We start from the raw sequence: 932 nt of genomic DNA, 5'->3' as shown, positions 1-932 counted from the left end.
ATATTAGGTAGCCAGGATTACAGTTGAAAAATAATATAAAACCTGAGTTGGATGATATTTATTTACATTAAATTAAGTGACATACCCCCATTTTTAACCGGTCTGATAAGTAGGATTAGTTAAGCGCTGAATATACTTTATTGGCGTAAAGCCATTCAGTGCCATATTGGGATATTCATGATTATAAAACCATAGGTACTGGGTGGCATATTCCTACACCTCATTTAGTGACGAAATAAGTGCTTTCCCAGACAATCTAATTAACGAGCTTTTTAAATTACACATTCCTTAATATTGTCCAAAGGTACCGGGAGAAATTATTTTAATTTACCATAACAAGGTCACGATGCTTATCTTCCCCCACATAAAAATAAGTTTCTCCCACTGGGCTAAATCCCAGACGTTTATAAAAATGGATAGCGCGTTCGTTCTCATCATTCACCAGCAGTCTCACGCTACCTGATACGCTTTGAAGTGTTGTACTGACGAGACTTTTAGCATGACCTACACCGTGAAATTCGGCCAGAACGTAGCAACGCGTTAGTTCCACTATCCCATCAGCCTTAGAAATCCCGAGCGGTTCAGGCCTAAGACTGAGCATACTATAACCAATTATTTTATCTTTAAAATCAATTACATGCACTATTTTTTCGGATAATTTGAGAATACTTTTAAAACACTCAACGTTCAAATGACTTTCGATGTAGCTCTTTAAATCATCAGTCGGTGTGCTGATTGGGCAAGCCATTGGAAAAGTAAGGCTTGCTAACTGACTGATTGCTTCAGCATCTTCCAATCTAGCCAGGCGAACAAGTGAATTCATGATAGGTTCCATTGTTTGATGTTTAATATTAACCCGTTCCGATAAAAAATCGAGTCTCTCGTGAATATATTCATCACATGTCAGACTTTTTTATAAATCGGATTTAGAT

At 37.1% G+C, this 932-nt stretch carries 1 protein-coding gene; it reads right to left on the bottom strand.

Features of this window, described 5'->3' with window-relative positions; translation table 11 throughout:
* Positions 1–322: 322 nt before the first annotated feature.
* Positions 323–823 (bottom strand): GNAT family N-acetyltransferase, encoded by a 501-nt coding sequence (locus tag J1785_RS00720; RefSeq protein ID WP_217159164.1) that lies wholly within the window; start codon positions 821–823, stop codon positions 323–325.
* Positions 824–932 lie beyond the last annotated feature (109 nt).

The sequence above is a fragment of the Rahnella perminowiae genome, from assembly GCF_019049755.1.
Lineage (GTDB): Bacteria > Pseudomonadota > Gammaproteobacteria > Enterobacterales > Enterobacteriaceae > Rahnella > Rahnella perminowiae.
Note: the sequence above shows the minus strand (reverse complement) of the source record. Positions and strands in the feature narration are given on the sequence as shown.

Coding starts and splice junctions, on each gene's coding strand:
- J1785_RS00720 (WP_217159164.1), bottom strand. CDS start 823: ATGAATTCACTTGTTCGCCTGGCTAGATTGGAAGATGCTGAAGCAATC.